The sequence below is a fragment of the Kerstersia gyiorum genome, from assembly GCF_004216755.1.
In the GTDB taxonomy this organism is placed as follows: Bacteria; Pseudomonadota; Gammaproteobacteria; order Burkholderiales; family Burkholderiaceae_B; genus Kerstersia; species Kerstersia gyiorum.
This window is the reverse complement of sequence record NZ_SGWZ01000003.1, coordinates 75,873-92,599: the sequence shown is the minus strand read 5'-3', so window position 1 is coordinate 92,599 and position 16,727 is coordinate 75,873. Positions and strand designations below refer to the sequence as shown.

16 protein-coding genes are annotated in these 16,727 nt (G+C 62.7%); 7 read left to right on the top strand and 9 right to left on the bottom strand.

From position 1 onward, the window contains the following. Positions 1-217: 217 nt before the first annotated feature. The 7 genes from EV679_RS10325 to EV679_RS10295 all read left to right on the top strand — a co-directional run bounded on the left by EV679_RS10325 (position 218) and on the right by EV679_RS10295 (position 7,308). Positions 218-655, top strand: a complete 438-nt coding sequence (locus EV679_RS10325; protein ID WP_134838189.1) for an Lrp/AsnC family transcriptional regulator — start codon at positions 218-220, stop codon at positions 653-655. 320 nt (positions 656-975) lie between these two features. Then, complete coding sequence (locus tag EV679_RS10320; RefSeq protein ID WP_130487146.1) at positions 976-2,622, top strand: AMP-binding protein; 1,647 nt, start codon at positions 976-978, stop codon at positions 2,620-2,622. A 145-nt stretch (positions 2,623-2,767) separates the two neighbouring features. Further along, positions 2,768-3,937, top strand: coding sequence for an ABC transporter substrate-binding protein (locus tag EV679_RS10315; protein ID WP_130487145.1), 1,170 nt, complete (start codon positions 2,768-2,770; stop codon positions 3,935-3,937). Beyond that, positions 3,934-4,848, top strand: coding sequence for a branched-chain amino acid ABC transporter permease (locus EV679_RS10310; RefSeq protein WP_130487144.1), 915 nt, complete (start codon positions 3,934-3,936; stop codon positions 4,846-4,848). Before EV679_RS10315 ends, EV679_RS10310 begins: the two co-directional genes overlap by 4 nt. 3 nt (positions 4,849-4,851) lie before the next feature. Continuing rightward, the gene (locus tag EV679_RS10305) at positions 4,852-5,838 is read left to right on the top strand and encodes a branched-chain amino acid ABC transporter permease (RefSeq protein WP_068373997.1); all 987 of its coding nucleotides are present in this window, start codon (positions 4,852-4,854) and stop codon (positions 5,836-5,838) included. Beyond that, positions 5,828-6,616 (top strand): ABC transporter ATP-binding protein, encoded by a 789-nt coding sequence (locus EV679_RS10300; protein WP_068373993.1) that lies wholly within the window; start codon positions 5,828-5,830, stop codon positions 6,614-6,616. Before EV679_RS10305 ends, EV679_RS10300 begins: the two co-directional genes overlap by 11 nt. Then, positions 6,610-7,308, top strand: a complete 699-nt coding sequence (locus EV679_RS10295; RefSeq protein WP_068373991.1) for an ABC transporter ATP-binding protein — start codon at positions 6,610-6,612, stop codon at positions 7,306-7,308. Before EV679_RS10300 ends, EV679_RS10295 begins: the two co-directional genes overlap by 7 nt. A 22-nt stretch (positions 7,309-7,330) precedes the next feature. Here EV679_RS10295 and EV679_RS10290 read toward each other — a convergent pair whose 3' ends face one another. From EV679_RS10290 to EV679_RS10250, 9 genes are all read right to left on the bottom strand, one after another. Further along, on the bottom strand, positions 7,331-8,608 hold the full coding sequence (locus EV679_RS10290) for a hypothetical protein (RefSeq protein WP_130487143.1): 1,278 nt from the start codon (positions 8,606-8,608) through the stop codon (positions 7,331-7,333). Between the two features lie 136 nt (positions 8,609-8,744). Then, a complete protein-coding gene (locus EV679_RS10285) occupies positions 8,745-8,936 on the bottom strand; it encodes a 2-hydroxymuconate tautomerase (protein ID WP_068373988.1) in 192 nt (63 codons plus the stop codon). A gap of 93 nt (positions 8,937-9,029) precedes the next feature. Continuing rightward, positions 9,030-9,818, bottom strand: coding sequence for a 2-oxo-3-hexenedioate decarboxylase (gene dmpH, locus EV679_RS10280; RefSeq protein WP_127773438.1), 789 nt, complete (start codon positions 9,816-9,818; stop codon positions 9,030-9,032). A gap of 97 nt (positions 9,819-9,915) precedes the next feature. Beyond that, entirely contained in the window at positions 9,916-10,698 is a 783-nt protein-coding gene (gene dmpE, locus EV679_RS10275; protein ID WP_130487142.1) for a 2-oxopent-4-enoate hydratase, read from the bottom strand. A 22-nt stretch (positions 10,699-10,720) separates the two neighbouring features. Continuing rightward, on the bottom strand, positions 10,721-11,857 hold the full coding sequence (locus EV679_RS10270; protein ID WP_130487141.1) for a formylglycine-generating enzyme family protein: 1,137 nt from the start codon (positions 11,855-11,857) through the stop codon (positions 10,721-10,723). Further along, positions 11,844-13,562: an arylsulfatase gene (locus EV679_RS10265; RefSeq protein WP_130487140.1), complete on the bottom strand. Its 1,719-nt coding sequence runs from the start codon at positions 13,560-13,562 to the stop codon at positions 11,844-11,846. Before EV679_RS10265 ends, EV679_RS10270 begins: the two co-directional genes overlap by 14 nt. 185 nt (positions 13,563-13,747) lie before the next feature. Beyond that, on the bottom strand, positions 13,748-14,674 hold the full coding sequence (locus EV679_RS10260; RefSeq protein ID WP_068373983.1) for an alpha/beta fold hydrolase: 927 nt from the start codon (positions 14,672-14,674) through the stop codon (positions 13,748-13,750). Further along, positions 14,655-16,115, bottom strand: coding sequence for a 2-hydroxymuconic semialdehyde dehydrogenase (locus EV679_RS10255; RefSeq protein ID WP_068373980.1), 1,461 nt, complete (start codon positions 16,113-16,115; stop codon positions 14,655-14,657). Before EV679_RS10255 ends, EV679_RS10260 begins: the two co-directional genes overlap by 20 nt. Before the next feature lie 48 nt (positions 16,116-16,163). Further along, positions 16,164-16,643: a GlcG/HbpS family heme-binding protein gene (locus EV679_RS10250; protein ID WP_083969724.1), complete on the bottom strand. Its 480-nt coding sequence runs from the start codon at positions 16,641-16,643 to the stop codon at positions 16,164-16,166. Positions 16,644-16,727 lie beyond the last annotated feature (84 nt).

Below are 16,727 nucleotides of genomic sequence, written 5' to 3'. Positions count from 1 at the left end.
TAGGGAAAGGAGTTGCGGTTCGCTCGCGGCGGTCCGGCCTGCCCGGGATGGGCCTGGATGCTGGACAAGACGTGGATCGCGGAAAACATGGGTGATGACTTAAAATATTCAGCGTTTTGTCTAATTTAACTTATATCGTTCTGTTGTTTGAAGGGGGATAAAGGCTGTGGAAGAAAAAACGAATCGCATTAGGAAAGGCGCGGGGGGCGGTGCGGCCTTGGATGATGTCGACCGAAGATTGTTAAGCCTGATTGCCGCCGATGCGACACGTAGTTATGCTGCCCTCGGCGAGGCCCTGCACCTGTCGGCGCCAGCCGTGCATGAGCGCGTGAAGCGGCTGAAGCAGGATGGTGTGATCAAGGGAACCGTCGCGGTGTTGGACGGCCCTGCGATTGGCCGTCCGCTGCTGGCATTCATTCAGGTCAAGACCCGCAACTGGGCGACGACACTGGAACAGAATGACTTCACCGGCCTGCCGGATATCGAGGAAGTGCATACCATTACCGGGCAGAGCGACGTGCTGCTCAAGGTACGTACCCGCGACACCCAGGCGCTGGAAGAAATCCTGGCGCGTATCCAGGGGTTCGAAGGCATAGATGGCACCCATTGCATCGTGGCCTTGTCCACCTACCTGGAGCGAGGTCCCAGTCCTTGAGTTGGGGGGGGGGGGGCGCTGCTGTTCCTGATGCTCGGCAAGACCATCGAACGCCGGGAACGGCGCGGCCCGATATTGCGGCTTGGTGATCGAGCCCGCCCAACCGCGCACCAGCAATACATGAAGCGGCAAGCAAACCGCGCAACCCAGTCAAACCGTGCAACGCCAGTCCTGACGCGGCCCTTGGCGGCTTGCCTGAGGGTAATTCCTAGATAGTTCCAGTGCCTGAATTTGGCTACATTGCTTTAAAAGTAAAATATGTATTTATAAAATAATTTCCGGCCGGGCCTGTCCTGGCGGGTGCTCAACCCGAGGTAATCATGGAAGTTTCCGCACACGTCGATACCTTCGCTCGCGATAACCTGCCGCCGCAGGACACCTGGCCTGTCATGCTGGATTCCCCGGACACCGACTATGCCGCCCGCCTGAACTGCGCGGTGGAACTGGTGGACCGCCATGTCAGTGAAGGCCGGGGTGAGCGGATCGCACTACGCTGGCTGGGGGAAGACGGTGCCCAGGCAACGATGAGCTATGGCGAACTCCAGGCATTGACCAATCGCATGGCCCGCGTGCTGACCGAAGAAATGGGCCTGGTACCGGGCAACCGCGTCTTGCTGCGCGGCGCCAACCACCCGCTCATGGCGGCGGCCTGGCTGGCGGCGATCAAGGCTGGCATGGTCACTGTACCGACCATGCCGCTGCTGCGTGCCAAGGAACTCAAACAGGTTATCGAAAAAGCGCAGATCAGCGCCATGCTGTGTGACTCGCGCCTGGCCGAAGAAGCGGAATTCTGCCGCACCCCGGGTCATGAACACTTCTGCAGCGACCTGCAGCAGATCCGTTACTTCAACCAGCCGGGCAGCGCATCCCTGGAAGCGCGTGCCGCCGCACAGCCGGACGACAAGTTCATGGCGTGCGACACCGCAGCCGATGATGTTTGCCTGATTGCCTTCACCAGCGGTACCACGGGCATGCCTAAGGGATGCATGCATTTTCATCGTGACGTGCTGGCCATGTGCGACTTGTTCTCGCGCCATATATTGCAGCCCGGCCCGGATGACATATTCTGCGGCACGCCGCCGCTGGCGTTCACCTTCGGCCTGGGCGGCCTGCTGTGCTTCCCGCTGCGCGTTGGCGCAAGCGTGGTGCTGGCCGAAAAACTCACGCCAGCGAGCCTGCTGCAAGCGGTGCAGGATTTTCGCGTTTCCATCGTCTTTACTGCGCCGACCTTCTACCGGCAAATGGCTGCGCTGGCGTCCCAATACGACCTGTCCAGCCTGCGCCGGTGCGTGTCGGCCGGCGAAGCGTTGCCTGACGCCACGCGCCAGCTGTGGAAGGATGCCAGCGGCATTGAAATGGTAGATGGCATTGGCGGCACTGAAATGATCCACGTCTTCATCTCCAGTCGTCCGGAAAACGTGAGGCGTGGCGCCATCGGTCAGGTAGTGCCGGGATACGAGGCCTGCGTTGTGGATGCGGACATGCAGCCTGTGCCCGATGGTACGCCGGGGCGCCTGGCGCTGCGTGGCCCTACCGGTTGCCGCTATTTGGCGGACGAACGCCAGAAGGTCTTCGTGCAGCAAGGCTGGAATCTGCCTGGCGATGTCTTTGTACGTGATAGCGATGGCTATTTCTTCTACCAGGCGCGCAACGACGACATGATCGTTTCTGCTGGCTACAACATCGCCGGCCCGGAAGTCGAGGATGCGCTGCTGCGTCATCCGGCCGTTGCGGAATGCGGAGTGGTTGGCTGGCCGGATGATTTACGGGGCCAGGTTGTCAAAGCCTATGTCGTGCTCAAGGCCGGAAACGCGCCGGACGAAGCCATGGTGGAAACGCTGCAACGCTTTGTTAAGGACAGTGTTGCACCCTACAAGTATCCGCGCCTGGTCGAATTCGTCGATAGCCTGCCGCGTACCGAAACCGGCAAGTTGCGCCGTTTCGCGCTGCGCCAGGAAGCCCGCTAGCCGGCGGCAGGCGGCGGTGCCTCGGTGTTTACCCGGGAGGCGAGCCGCGCGCCGCCGAGGGCAAATCAGGACAGCGTAGTATCAAGCAGTGCCAGCCGGCCAGCACGAAAAAAGGCCGGTTTCATAACCATACTGGAGACAACACATGATCAGGAAAACCCTCACTGTCGGCGCGCTGCTGGCAGGGGCTTGCGCCGTGGCGCAGGCCCAGGATCCGGTACGCATCGGTTTCATCACCACGCTCTCCACACCGGCCGGCTACATCGGCGAAGACCTGCGCGATGCCTTCAATCTGGCGATAGAAGAAGGCGGCGGCAAGCTGGGCGGCGTTCCGGTAGAACTGATGGTGGAGGACGATGCGCTCAAGCCTGCCAATGCCAAGCAGGCGGCCGACCGCATGGTGCAGTCCGGCGTCCCCATCTTCACTGGCGTCATCTTTTCCAATGTGCTGGCGGCCGTGGTGCCCAGCGTGACCAAGGCCGACGACTTCTACATCAGCCTTAATCCCGGCCCGTCGAACTTCGCTGGCCAGCGCTGCGACCCCAATTACTTCGTCGTGTCCTACCAGAATGATGCCTTCTATTCGGCAGGCGGCGTGGCGGCCAACGAACTGGGCTACAAAAAGGTGGCGGTGCTGGCGCCCAACTACCAGGCCGGCCGCGATGCCATCGCCGGCTTCAAGGAAAATTTCCAGGGCGAAATCGCCGCGGAAATCTACACCAAGCTCGACCAGTCCGATTTCTCTGTCGAACTGGCGCGTATCCGCTCCATTGCGCCGGACGCCGTCTACCAGTTCCATCCCGGCGGCACCGGCATCAACTTTGCCAAGCAGTATGCGGCGGCAGGGTTGAACAAGAGTATCCCGATGATCATTCCCAGCTTCTCCATGGATGCACACATGCTCAAGGCGACGGGTGATGCGGCAGAAGGGGTCTATACCACTGGCATCTGGTCACTGGATACCGACACGCCGCAATCCCGGGCTTTTGTCGAAGCCTTCCAGAAAAAATATGGCCGCGTGCCGACCGATTACGCCATGCAGGCCTACGACACGGCGCAGCTGATGGGTACCGCGCTCAAGGCCGTCGACGGCGACATGTCGCGCAAGGATGAATTCCGCGAAGCCATGCGCCAGGCGGATTTCGAATCACTGCGCGGCAACTTCCGCATGAACGTGAACCAGCACCCTATCGAGGACTACTACCTGATGCAGATCGTCCGCCAGGATTCGGGTGAGCTCGCGCCGCGTACCGTGCGCAAGCTGATGACCGATCACGAGGATAGCTACGCCAAACTCTGCAAGATGCCATCATGACTTTTTTCCTCGAACAGTTGCTCAACGGCCTGCAGTTCGGCGCCATGCTATTCCTGTTGGCAGCCGGGCTGACCCTGATCTTCGGCATCATGGGGGTCGTTAACCTGACGCACGGCTCGTTCTATATGGTGGGGGCCTATTGCGCGGCCTACGCCATTGCCAATACCGGCTCTTTCCTTGCCGGCATCCTGGCGGCACTGCTGGGGGCGGGAATTTACGGGCTGGTCGTCGAAGTGCTGGCGATACGCAGGCTGTACCAGCGTGACCACCTGTACCAGGTGCTGGCAACGTTCGGGTTGCTGTTGTTCACCAACGAGGCGGTCAGCCTGATTTTCGGGCGCCGCCCGCCGCTGGTGAATATCCCTGACATCCTGCAGGGATACGTGACGCTGGGCCCGGGCTTCCAGTATCCGGTCATCCGCCTGGCCTTCATCCTGGTGGGGGCGCTGGTGGCCCTGGGACTATGGCTGCTGGTCAACCGCACCCGGATCGGCATGTTGATCCGGGGCGGTGCCGATGACCACGGCATGGTGGAAGCGCTGGGCGTGGATATCCGCCGCCTCTATACGCTGGTGTTCGGCCTGGGCGCATTGCTGTGCGGCCTGGCCGGCGTCATGGCCGCGCCCTTGCTGGCAGTGGAAATCGGCATGGGCGAGCGCATCCTGATCACGACTTTCGTGGTCATCGTGATCGGCGGGGTCGGTTCCGTGCGCGGCGCGCTGGCTGGCGCACTGCTGGTGGGCATGGTGGACAGCCTGGGACGCGCCTATCTGCCGACCTTGCTGGGGCATCTGTTTCCCCCGACGATCGCTGATCCGCTGGCGGCAGGCTTTGCCTCGGCCAGCATCTACGTGCTGATGGCCATTGTTCTCATCATCAAGCCTGCTGGCCTGTTCCCGGCGCGGAGCTGAAACATGATTCAAAATTCCTTCAACGCCAGGCGTGCCCTGTTTGGCTGGGGCGGCCTGCTGGTCCTGGCACTGTTGCCGCTACTGGCTGAAACCATAGGCTCGCCGTATTGGGTCAACCTGGCAACGCGCTTTCTGATCTACGGTCTGGTGGCCGTCAGTCTGGATCTGGTCATCGGCTATGGCGCCATGATCAGTTTCGGCCATGCCATGTTCTTTGCCATGGGCGGCTACGTCGTCGGCATCATTTCCTTCCATACCTTCGAGGCCGGTCCGCTGTTTGGTTGGGCGGGCAGCAATGAGGCCTTGCTGGTGTGGCCGCTGGCCCTGGCCTGCAGCGCATTGCTGGGCCTGGTGACAGGCTACCTGGCGCTGCGTACGCGGGGCGTGCAGTTCATCATGATCACCCTGGCCTTTGGCCAGATGCTCTACTTCATCCTGGTGTCGCTGCAAGTCTATGGCGGTGACGATGGCTTGCTGCTCAACGAGCGCAACCATCTGCCGGGCGTGGATCTGTCCAGCGACACGCAACTCTATTACGTCTGCCTGGTCCTGTTGGCGCTTTGGACGCTGCTGTGCATACGTATCGTCAATTCGCGTTTCGGCATGGTGCTGCAGGCGCTGCGCCAGAGTGAACGGCGCGCGGTGAACCTCGGCGTGGCGCCAGTACCGCATCGGCTGACGGCGTTCGTGCTGTCGGCGGTGGGCACCGGGCTGGCAGGCGTGCTGTGGGCCAATTACTCCGGGCTGGTCACGCCGGATATGGCGGCCTGGACCAAATCCGGCGAATTCATGGCCATCGTGATCCTCGGGGGCGTAGGCACCCTGTTGGGGCCGATTGGCGGCGCGGCTGTTTTCCTGGGGCTGGAGCAGGCATTGTCGGCAGTGACCGAACACTGGTTGCTCTATATGGGGCCGCTGCTGGTACTGGTAGTGCTGTTGGCGCAGCGCGGGCTGTTCGGACGACTGCTGGAGAAGCGCAATGGCCAATGAGCAGAACAACCACCAGCGGCAGGATGGCGCAGCTCCCTTGCTGCGCATTGCAGGCTTGCACAAGGCTTTTCATGCCGTGAAGGCAACCAACGGCGTGGACCTGACCGTCTTCAAGGGGGAGATCCACGCCATTATCGGCCCCAACGGAGCGGGAAAATCAACGCTGATCACGCAGATCTGCGGCGAAATCCTGCCCGACGCCGGGGTGATCGAACTCGAAGGGCGTGATGTCACGCGCCTGCCGCCTTATCTCAGGGCGCGTCAGGGCTTGGGGCGCTCATTCCAGATCACCGAGCTGTGTCAGGAGTTCAATGCGCTGGAAAACGTGATTCTGTCCGTCATGCTGCTCAAGTCGCGCGGCTTCGGCATGTGGCGCAATCCGCGTAACGATGGCGCCATGCACGAGCGTGCCATGCACTGGCTGGAAAAAGTCGGCCTGGCGGACCGCGCCCTGGCACGTACCGCCGACCTGGCGCATGGCGAGAAACGTCAGCTGGAACTGGCCGTGGCCCTGGCGCGTGAGCCGCGCCTGCTGCTGCTGGACGAACCGATGGCTGGCATGGGCGGGGATGAGTCGGCGCGCATGACCCGGCTGCTGGCGGAAATCAAGCAGGATTACGGCATTCTGCTGGTCGAGCACGACATGGATGCCGTATTTGCGCTGGCTGATCGCGTCAGCGTGCTGGTCTACGGCCGCATCATCCATACGGGTGATCCAGTGTCCGTGCGCCAGCATCCGGATGTTCGCGCTGCTTATCTGGGAGAAGAAACATGCTGACGGTTCAGGATCTCGCAGGGGGATATGGCGGCAGCCAGGTGTTGTTCGGCATGTCTTTCGAGGCTGGCGAGGGCGAGGTGATCGCCCTGATCGGCCGCAACGGCATGGGCAAGACGACTACCGTCAAGACCGTGATGGGCATGCTGCCTGCACGTGGCGGCCAGGTCAGTTTTCGTGGCAAACCGCTGGAGCGTCTGGCACCCAGCGTGGTGGCGCGTCTGGGCGTCGGGCTGGTTCCAGAAGGCAGGCGCGTGTTCGGATCGCTGACGGTGGAAGAAAACCTGCTGGCGACGGCCAGGCGCGAACCGGGGCGTGACAGCTGGGATCTGAAGCGGGTCTATGCGCTGTTTCCTCGCCTGCTGGAGCGGCGCAAGCAGTCGGCCCGCACTTTGTCGGGCGGTGAACAGCAGATGCTGGTGGTAGGGCGGGCTCTGATGACCAACCCGCATTTGCTGATTCTCGATGAGGCGACCGAAGGCCTGGCACCGCTGATCCGGCAGGAAATCTGGTCATGCCTGCGTCAGCTCAAGACGGAGGGGCAGACGATTCTGGTGATAGACAAGAACCTGCCGGAAATGGCTACGCTGGTCGACCGCCACTACATCGTAGAGAAGGGCACGGTGGTGTGGTCAGGCAGCCCGGCCGCGCTGCAGCAGGAAGCGGGGCTGGCGAGTCGGTATCTGGGCGTATAGCTTCCGTTCCTGCTGTGTGCCTTCAATAGCGGCAGTTTGTCACTGGTCCGGTATTGATGCAGGTGATGGTGCTGCTGTTGCCGGGGGACGGGATACTGGCAGCCTGGGGCATGGGCTGGTTGATCTGGTTCTGCAGCAGTTGCTGGCTTTGCTGGTATAGCTCGCGGCTGGCCTGGTTCAGCTGGTCCAGCTCGCTCTGCCATTGTTGCTGTTGCTGCCATTGCTGTTGTTGGGCCAATTGTTGTTGGAGCAAGTGTTGCTGCGCAGCGAGGGCCGCTTGTTGACGCTGGTTTTCCTGTTCCTGACGGTATTGCTCTGCTGCCCTGGCGTATGGGGCACGAAATTGATCGCGCCAGGTACAGATTTTCTGGGCGGTGACAGGATCCAGTTCCTTCAGGTGATAGCCTGTGCTGCAAGCGCGAAACAGGTAATTGCGTTCCAGTTGCCGTACTTGCTCAATGTCGGCCTGGATGGATGGGAGGGCGTCCTGAACTGCCTGGAATTTGGCTTGGCGGTTCGCGACATATTCAGGGGGCAGCTTGATGGGTTCGAGCACAGGCCCGCCCAGTTTGAGATAAATGAATGCGCCGTTGGCAAGACGGACAATGAGAATCCCGCCTGGTGCCTGGGTGACGGGATCTTGGGTGTCTGCCAGGAGGACGATGGCCTGGGGCGATAGGGCGGGCGCTGCGCTATTGTCCTGGAAACGATAGAGGATCTTGCCGTCGCTGTTCAGAAAGGTCCGGGCAGACTGGAATGGGCCGCTGGATAGGGCGACCAGCCGGCCTTGGCCATCCTGTTTGCCCATTATCTGCACGACATCAAAGCCGCTGATGTCATTGCGAAACCTTTCCTGCAGAAAGCTGGCAGAACCAGGAATGTTGCCGTTCAGGCTGTAGGTAACGTGGTCGTTGACGAAATCGTAGGTGATGGCGGGTTGAGACAGGTTATCGCCGTTGCCGTTGTGGACGGTAATCTGTTCGATATGCTGGGTGTCTGATATGGCGATGTCGCGGCCCAGGCCATGGGCATAGCCGTTCTGGCAGCCGCCGTCCCAGTATGCGCGAAAGTTCGGGCTGGCCGATTGTTGTGGCGTCGATGGCAGCAGGCACCGTTCCTGCTTGTTAATGGGCTGGACAAAGGTGGGGGGCGGGTGGACAGGCGTCGCGGGCGCTCTGGCCAATAATGTTTGCTCGAAGGCCGACGCTTCCTGCAGGCTGAGGGAACGGGGTTGTGTGCCTGTCGCGCAGCCTGCCAGTGTGATTATTGCAAGTAATGCACAGGAGGATATGGGACGCATACAAGGGGTTCCTTTGAGTCTGAGGACAGGCTGAGCGCCGTGTTTCTCGCTGACACAACCTGTGCCAGATTCTGGAATATTAGCGCAGGCAGGGACCGGATGGTCCCTGCCGAATCCAGACTGGACGGGGGGCGTGTCAGCGTCCTAGCTCTTTCGCGCTGACGCCTGCGATGCCCCAGTTTTCCTTGGGGACTTCCTGAATCCAGACACGCACATTGGCGACAGGGGCGTCGAGTGCCTCCACCAGTGCCTGGGTGACTTTCTCGATCACCGCCTTTTTCTGTGCTTCGGTGCGGCCTTCGAGAATATGGATTTGTGCAAATGGCATGGCATCTCCTGTCAGAGTGAAAGATCATCTGAGGCCGGTAGCCCCGGGGCGGGCGCAGGCCGGCCCCGGACTGGGGAAAGGGGGCGGGAAGCCTTAGGCAAAGCGCAGCGAGACGCTGCCCATGCCGTGCACACGCAGGCAGACGTGATCGCCGGCGGCGACGGCGACGGCTTCCGTGACGCCACCGGAAAGGATCAGGCTGCCCGCAGGGATTTCCTGGCCCTTCTTGCCCAGGTGATTGGCCAGCATGGCGATGGCGGCTGCCGGGTGGCCCAGCACTGCTGCGCCTGCGCCCAGCGCGACCGGTTCGCCATTTTTTTCGAGCACGATGCCGACCGTGCGCAGGTCGGTCTGGTCCGGCCGCAACGCCTGGCCGCCCACGACGAAGCGTGCTGCCGAGGTGTTGTCGGCCACCACGCTCTTGAGGTCGAACTTGAAGTCGCGGTAGCGGCTGTCTATGACTTCAATGCCGGGCAGGACGAATTCGGTGGCAGCCAGTACAGCGCCGATATGGCAGCCCGGCCCCTTGAGCGCATGCTTGAGCACGAAAGCGATTTCCGGCTCGACTTTCGGGTGGATCAGGTCGCTGGTCTTGATTTCGGCGCCTTCCGGCACGCTGTACTCGTCCACCAGGAAGCCGAATACCGGGGTTTCCACGCCCATCTGCTTCATCTTCGCATGAGAGGTCAGGCCGGCTTTCAGGCCGACCACTCGCGCACCCCGGGCCAGCTTGCGGCGCAGGATTTCATCCTGGATGGCGTAGGCGTCATCCCAGTCCATGTCAGGGTGGTCATTGGTGATCTTTGGCGTGTCGCGGGCTTCCAGCTGGCAGGTTTCCAGGTGCTCGGCCAGTTGGGCGATGGTTTCGGGGTTCAGGGCCATGTCGTCTTCCTTCTATGTTCAGAGTGATGGCCTGCCGGAGATCCGGCAGGCAGCCGTAATGCAAGGCAGGGAAAAAGGGGGCGGCAGTATGGGGTGTTCAAACGAAACGGACCGAGCAACCGCCGATGCCGCCGATGGTGACGCGCAGGTTGTCGCCCGCCTGGACCGGCACCATGGCTGCCAGTGAACCGGACAGGATGACCTCGCCGGCCTCCAGGGCGATGCCCAGGCGTCCCAGCGTATTGGCCAGCCAGGCCACGGCATTGGCTGGATGGCCCAGGGCCGCTGCGCCTGCGCCAGTTGCCACGATCTCGCCGTTTTTCTCCAGGACCATGCCGCAGGTATATAGATCCACGTCGCGCACATCGACCAGGCGGTCGCCCAGCACGAATACGCCGCAGGACGCGTTGTCGGCCACTGTGTCCTGGATCTTGATCTTCCAGTCGCGGATACGGGAATCGACAATTTCGAAGCAGGCCATGACGCCTTCGGTCGCAGCCAGCACGTCGGCAGCGGTAATGCCCGGCCCCTTTAGGGTTTTCTTCAGCACAAAGGCGATTTCACCTTCCGCCTTGGGCTGGATCAGGCTGGCGGCAGCAATGGGTTCGCCTTCGTTGTAGACCATGCCATCGGTCAACCAACCGAAGTCCGGCTGGTAGACGCCCAGCATGTTCATCACGGCCTGGCTGGTTACGCCGATTTTCTTGCCGACCACGCGCTCGCCGCTGGCCAGGCGCAGGGCCTGCATGGCCTGCTGGACGGCGTAGGCATCTTCGATGCTTATGTCCGGATGACGTTCGGTCAAGGGGGCGATGACCTGGCGCTGGCGCAAGGCCTGGTAGAGTTCGGCGCCGAGAGTCTGGATCTGCTGCTGGTCCATGGCTAAGTTCCTGTTGTTGCTGTCAAGGTTCGAGATTGAGGACAGTGCGAAAGCCCACGTGCATGGTGGACATGGCGGCCTCCTGGGGCTGGCGCGAGGCTGGGCGGTAACGCATGCAAAAATTCGGGGCGCAGAGGAAGGAGCCGCCCTTGAGGACGCGTGTGGCAGCCTGGCGGCCAGGCGCGAGGTGGGCTTGGGCCGGGGGTTCTGAGGAAGCCTGCGGGTCGTGGTAGGGGCGCCAGGGGTCGCGGGTCCATTCCCAGACATTGCCGACGGCATCCCACAGGCCATGGCCGTTGGCGGGAAAACAGCCTACGGGCGCGCTGCCGGCATAGCCGTCACGTACCAGGTTCTGCGCCGGGAAATTGCCTTGCCAGGTATTGGCCATCAGGCGGCCTTGCAGTTCCGGCGTATTTCCCCAGGGGTAGGTAGCGCCTTCCAGGCCGCCACGCGCGGCATATTCCCACTGCGCTTCGGTCGGCAGATCGCGCCCCAGCCAGCGGGCATAGGCCTGCGCATCTTCGTAGGCGATGTGAACCACCGGATGGTTTTCCAGCCCTTCGATGCCGGTGTCGGGGCCGCCGGGATGGCGCCAGTTTGCACCGGGAACCCAGGCCCACCATTGATAGGCGCCATGCTGCTCGGTTGTTCCATGGTCGTCATGGTCGTGGCCCGCGCCCGCATGCCCGCCTGATGGCCTGGCAGGTGGGACGAAAACCGCTGAACCCGGTTGGCGGTAGGCATCGGGCACCTGGATGCCGTGGGGGAGATCTGGAGTGTGTTCGGCACGGGTGACATAGCCGGTCGCGGCGACGAAGCGGGCAAACTGGGCATTGGTCACTTCATGGCGATCTATGAAAAAACCGGCCACGGCCACCGGATGCACCGGTTTTTCTTCAGGGTAGCCGTCGTCGGCACCCATCAGGAAGCGGCCGCCGGGAATGGCAACCAGGCCGGCGCGGTTGGGTGCTTTATCCGTGGCAGGGCCGAAACCGTCGGGAATGCCGCTGTAGGCCAGGCAATCATGCGCTGGCGCCGGGGCGGGCAGCGGCGTGGCAGCGCCTGCCTGCGGAGGGGCGGCCAGCCCGGCCAGGAGTCCGGCTGCCAGTACGCAGCGCGCCAGCGTGAGGCCATTACCCGGACGCTCAGAGGCTTTCATCGAGGTCCTTGTAGTAATTCAGGCTGTTGCTGTAGCCCGGGCGGGACGCCAGCCCTTCGAAATCCATGACGCCGTTGCGGTTGGCATATTGCTCATACTCCGAAATCATTTCCTTGAGCTTGTCCGGGTGCTCGGCGGCCAGGTCTTTCAGTTCGGCGCGGTCGGCGGCGATATTGAACAGTTCCCAGCGGTCCTTGCCCCAGGGGGCATTGGCGTAAACGATTTTCCAGTCGCCCACGCGCATGGCGCGACGGCCATTCAGCTCCCAGCCCTGGCGGAAGGTATCGTGCACGCTGTCGCTGCGGCCGGCCAGCATATCCACCATGGAGCGTCCTTGCATGGGGACGATATCACGGCCGCGATATTGCTCGCCGGGCTGTTCGACCTGCGCCAGTGCCAGGATGGTGGGCGCCACGTCGGTCACGTGCGCAGGGGCGCGAACGAATTCACCTTGGCGTTTGCCGCCAGGCAGGCGCACGATGCTGGGCACGGAAATGCCGCCTTCATACATGAACGCCTTGTAGAGGTTGAACGGGGTGGAACCAAGCTGCGCCCAGCCTGGCCCGTATTCCACGAAAGAGCCCGGCCTGCCGGTATTCTCGTAGCTGTTGTCGCGATGCTTGTGGGCCCAGGCGCGGGTCGCGCCTTCGTCCAGCACGGTATTCCCGTCCGCACCGTTGTCGGACATGAAAATGACGACTGTATTGTCATACTGGCCGGTTTGCTTCAGATGGTCGATGACCCGTCCGATCTGGGCATCCATGGCTTCGACCATGGCGGCATAGACGGCCATGCGCCGGCTTTCCACGCGTTGCTGCTCCGGGCTCAAGTCTTTCCAGCGCGGCCAGGCCGGGTTACCGACATAGCCTTGCATGTCCTGGGGCACGAGGCCCAGCTTTTTCATGCGTGCCAGGCGTTCCTCGCGCAGCACGTCATAGCCGGCGTCGTAGCGGCCTTCGTATTTGCGGATGTATTCGTCCGGCGCCTGGAGCGGCCAGTGCGGTGCGGTAAAGGCCAGGTAGGCAAAGAAGGGTTGGTCCTTGCGCTGGTCGGCGTCGATATAGGACAGCAGGCGCGATGCGAAGAACTCGCTGGAATAGAAGTCGTCCGGCAGCTGGACTTCCTTGCCGTTCTCCCGGTACAGGGCGACGGGTGCCTTGTCCGCGTCAAACGTGATGATGCCGCTCTGGTCGTAGTGGCTGGCGCCGCCGTGCATCAGGGCATAGGACTGATCAAAGCCGCGTTGCGGCGGTGAAAATTCTTCCTTGACGCCCAAATGCCATTTACCGGCCATGTAGGTGCGGTAGCCGGCGTCCTGCAGCACGACAGGAAAGGGCAGCGCGCGATCGCTCAGGTAGCCTTCGTAGCCTGGCAGGCTACGCTGTTGCGGTGTCAGCAGTTCGGCCATGCTGCCAAAGCCGACCTGGTGATTATCCGCGCCAGACATCAGCATGGCACGGGTGGGAGAACAAAAGGGCGACGCATAGAAGTCGGTCAGCGCCACGCCATCCTGAACCAGCGCATCGAGATTCGGCGTGGCGATTTCCCCGCCGAAGGCACCGATGTCGGAATAACCGAGGTCGTCGGCGACGATCAAAAGGATATTGGGGCGTTGCGGCTGGTCGGCGGCGCTGGCCGCCATGGCACAGGCAGCCAGGGCCAGGCCGAGCAGGCGCGGCATCAGGTAGGGTTTGTGGTGGATCATTGTTGTTATCCCTGATTATGGTTTTGGTGGATTTTTTCTAGGGCCTTGCCATGGGCGAGCAAAAAATGAAACGGTTTGCGCAAAGCGCTGCTTCATGGCTCTGCCGCCACAGCGAGTAAAAACCGGGCCGGCACAGCCAGCCCGGGGTAATTCAGGGTTGCTTACAGCCCTGTTATGCAGGCCGCTCAGGCGGCTTCTTTTGTATCCTGGCGCGTGGCGGTTTGCCGGTCTGCCAATGCCTTGGGCTCGGCCTGTCCCGCTTCGGCGAGGAAATCTCCTACCAGACGGGAAAAGCGCGCTGCATGTTCGATCTGGGTCCAATGGCCGCAGTGCCCGAACACATGCAGTTGAGACCGTGGAATCCATTGCGACAGCGTGAGCGAGTTCTGCAGCGGAATGACCTGGTCTTCGCGGCCATGAATGATCAGGGTTTCATGCGGCAGGGTGCGAATGTCCTCTTCGTGGCTGGCCAGCGCATCGACCCAACGCTGGCGCGGGGCGGGGAACATGGCACCGAAGGCTTCCTGCACGCCGGGCCGGATGCTGGCCTGGTAGCGCAGCTGGGCCAGTTCATCGCTGACCAGATTGCGGTCGTGGGCGAAGATATCCAGTACCTGGCGCATGCTTTGCGGCGAGGGCGTGTAACCCCAGACGGAATCCAGGCCGGGAGTCAGGGCGAAGGGCACGCCTACGCTGCCCATCAGCACCAGCCGGCGTACCCGCTCCGGGTGGCGGATGGCCAGCGCCAGCGCCAGGGCGCCGCCAAACGAGTTGCCGACGATATCGGCCTGTTCGATGCCCAGGGCATCCAGCACGCCCAGCGCCTGTCGTACCCAGACCCAGGAAAACAGGTCATGGCGCACGCCCGGCAGCGACAGATCCAGCCCTTCGCTATAGCCGAAGCCGGCCATGTCGGGCGCGATGACGCGGGCACGTTGGGCCAGCGTCGGCATGACCGTGCGCCAGTTGGCCCAGGCCGACACGCCGGGGCCGGAGCCGTGGATCAACAGTACCGGCGCACCCGAGCCCATGTCATGAACATTGGTGCGCAGGCCGCTGGCCATGACGCTGCGGCCGATCTCCGGATTGGTATCAGAGCTTGATGCAGACATTTTTCAACTCCGTGTAGAACTCCAGCGAATGCACGCCGCCTTCGCGGCCGATGCCGGAATGCTTGGCGCCGCCAAACGGCGTGCGCAGGTCGCGCAGGAACCAGCTGTTGACCCAGGAAATGCCAACCTTCATACGTTGCGCCACGCGGTGCGCGCGCGCTACGTCGCGCGTCCAGATGGCAGCGGCCAGGCCGTACTCGTTGTCGTTGGCCAGCCTGAGGGCTTCTTCTTCAGTGTCGAAGGGGGCGATATGGCAGCACGGACCGAAAATTTCTTCCTTGATGACCCGGGCCGTTTCCGGCAGCCCGGTCCAGATCGTCGGCTGCACCCAGGCGCCGTCGGCCAGTGCGCCCGCCATGGCCGGTTTGCCACCGCCAGTCACGACCGTTGCGCCTTCTTCGGCCGCCAACTGATAGTAGGACAACACCTTCTGCTGGTGTTCGCGGCTGACGAGCGGCCCCAGTTTGGTGTCCGGGTCTTCGGGCAGGCCGATCTTCCAGCCTTCAATCTGACGCTTGAGTTCGGCGACGAAGCGCTCGAACAGGGGGCGCTCCACGTACACGCGCTCGGTGCCCAGGCAGACCTGGCCGCTATTGACGAAAGCCGAGCGCAGCGTGCCCTCGATGGCGGCGTCGAAGTCGCTGTCGGCAAACACGATGGCGGCGTTCTTGCCGCCCATTTCCATGCTGACCGGACGGGCGCCCTTGGCGGCGGCCTTCATGATGACTTCGCCCGTGCGGGTTTCGCCGGTGAAGGTAATGGCATCCACATGTGGGTGGGTCGTCAGGAATTCGCCCGCTGAATCCGGGCCGAAGCCGTGCACCACGTTATAGACGCCCGGGGGGATGCCGGCTTCGTTCATGACTTCGCCCAGCAGCGCGGCGGTTTGCGGGGTTTCTTCCGAGGGCTTGACCACGACGGTGTTGCCGCAGGCCAGCGCCGGGCCGACTTTCCAGGTCATCAGCAGCAGCGGCAGGTTCCACGGACAGATCACACCGACCACGCCCACCGGACCACGGTAGCCGTAGTTGATCGCGCCACGGCCGTCCGGCGTCTGCATTTCAAAGAACTCGGTCGGCACATTCTTGATGACGTCGGCGAAGATCTTGAAGTTGGCCGCGCCACGAGGGATGTCGATGTGGCTGGCGATGCTGCGCGGCTTGCCGGTATCGGCGCACTCGGCCGCCAGGAACTCGTCGAAGCGGCGGTTGATGCCATCGGCCACGGCATACAGGCGCTCGACGCGCTCGGCCACCGTCATCCTTGCCCAGGGGCCGTCCAGCGCGGCGCGGGCAGCGGCCACGGCGCGGTCGACTTCGGCCTTGCCGGCTTCGTGCACTTGGGCAATGACGCTGTGGTCCAGGGGCGAATGTTTGGCGAAGTGTTTCTGTGTCGCCACGTACTGGCCGTCAATGAAGTTGAGAATCTGTTTCTGGGTCATGGCTGATGTTCCTGTTGCCGAGTTGCTGCGGCCGCGCCGCAGGCGGGGTTAGTATTCCTGGGCCAGTGCTGCGAGCCCGGCCCCGGCGATGATTTCGTCCTGGGCTTCGCTGCCGCCAGAGACGCCGATGCCGCCCAGGCGCTGGCTGTCGATCTCGATGGGCAGGCCGCCGCCGAAGGCCACGAAGCGCGGCCGGCGCAGCAGGCCGTCGCGCACGGCAGGTGAATGCGATTGCAGGGCTTCGGGCCACTGCCCGGTGGCCAGCCCGAAGCTGGCAGAGGTATAGGCCTTGTCAATGGCGATGTCGATGGAGTGCAGGGGAGCGCCGGGCTGGCGGATGAAGCCGACCAGCAGGCCAGCCGCATCGGCGACCGCGATATTGACCTCTATGCCCAGGGCCTCGGCTTGCCGCAGGGCGGCATCGGTCATCACCCAGATGGCGCGGGCGCTCAGCGCGGTGCGCGCCACGGTGAGGCCGGCGCGGGCGGCGGCTTCAGTTGCGAGGCCCGCAATGGGGGGCGTGCTCATGCCAGTCTCCTTGCTGGGGTGTCAATCAGCCTGCCGTACAGCGGCAGGCGGTAGGAAAAGCTGCCTGGCTACGGGCAGCGTCCC

Coding starts and splice junctions, on each gene's coding strand:
- EV679_RS10260 (WP_068373983.1), bottom strand. CDS start 14,674: ATGTCTGCATCAAGCTCTGATACCAATCCGGAGATCGGCCGCAGCGTC.
- EV679_RS10295 (WP_068373991.1), top strand. CDS start 6,610: ATGCTGACGGTTCAGGATCTCGCAGGGGGATATGGCGGCAGCCAGGTG.
- EV679_RS10290 (WP_130487143.1), bottom strand. CDS start 8,608: ATGCGTCCCATATCCTCCTGTGCATTACTTGCAATAATCACACTGGCA.
- EV679_RS10250 (WP_083969724.1), bottom strand. CDS start 16,643: ATGAGCACGCCCCCCATTGCGGGCCTCGCAACTGAAGCCGCCGCCCGC.
- dmpE (WP_130487142.1), bottom strand. CDS start 10,698: ATGGACCAGCAGCAGATCCAGACTCTCGGCGCCGAACTCTACCAGGCC.
- EV679_RS10315 (WP_130487145.1), top strand. CDS start 2,768: ATGATCAGGAAAACCCTCACTGTCGGCGCGCTGCTGGCAGGGGCTTGC.
- EV679_RS10270 (WP_130487141.1), bottom strand. CDS start 11,857: ATGAAAGCCTCTGAGCGTCCGGGTAATGGCCTCACGCTGGCGCGCTGC.
- EV679_RS10305 (WP_068373997.1), top strand. CDS start 4,852: ATGATTCAAAATTCCTTCAACGCCAGGCGTGCCCTGTTTGGCTGGGGC.
- EV679_RS10320 (WP_130487146.1), top strand. CDS start 976: ATGGAAGTTTCCGCACACGTCGATACCTTCGCTCGCGATAACCTGCCG.
- EV679_RS10300 (WP_068373993.1), top strand. CDS start 5,828: ATGGCCAATGAGCAGAACAACCACCAGCGGCAGGATGGCGCAGCTCCC.
- EV679_RS10265 (WP_130487140.1), bottom strand. CDS start 13,562: ATGATCCACCACAAACCCTACCTGATGCCGCGCCTGCTCGGCCTGGCC.
- EV679_RS10255 (WP_068373980.1), bottom strand. CDS start 16,115: ATGACCCAGAAACAGATTCTCAACTTCATTGACGGCCAGTACGTGGCG.
- EV679_RS10310 (WP_130487144.1), top strand. CDS start 3,934: ATGACTTTTTTCCTCGAACAGTTGCTCAACGGCCTGCAGTTCGGCGCC.
- dmpH (WP_127773438.1), bottom strand. CDS start 9,818: ATGGCCCTGAACCCCGAAACCATCGCCCAACTGGCCGAGCACCTGGAA.
- EV679_RS10285 (WP_068373988.1), bottom strand. CDS start 8,936: ATGCCATTTGCACAAATCCATATTCTCGAAGGCCGCACCGAAGCACAG.